This is a genomic window from Cellulomonas bogoriensis 69B4 = DSM 16987 (genome assembly GCF_000767165.1).
GTDB classification, from domain to species: Bacteria; Actinomycetota; Actinomycetes; order Actinomycetales; family Cellulomonadaceae; genus Actinotalea; species Actinotalea bogoriensis.
Genome location: NZ_AXCZ01000509.1, coordinates 1 through 286 on the forward strand (window position 1 = coordinate 1; position 286 = coordinate 286).

Consider the following 286-nt stretch of genomic DNA (forward strand, 5'->3'; position numbering starts at 1 on the left):
CCCTCGATTGCGATGAGCCCGTAGTCGTAGCCGATCAGTGCCTTCTTGCGCTGGTAGGTCCGGCTCGCCTCTCGCCCGTGCGCCCGCCAGCCGCCGCCGTCGGGGATGCGCCCGAGCTTCTTGACATCGATGTGCACCAGCGAGCCCGGATGAGGGTGCTCGTAGCGTTCGGCGGACTGTCGTCTGGCGCGGATGACGTGCCCGGTCAGCGGGTCGCACTCGCGCAGGAGCGGGACTCGGTGGCGGGTCAGGACCCGCCCAACGGTGGAAGGGGCAAGGCCGAGGT

The 286-nt window shown here is 69.9% G+C and carries 1 pseudogene; it reads right to left on the reverse strand.

Annotated elements, in window-relative coordinates:
* Positions 1 to 286: pseudogene (locus N869_RS18690) on the reverse strand (IS481 family transposase); the annotation flags it as partial.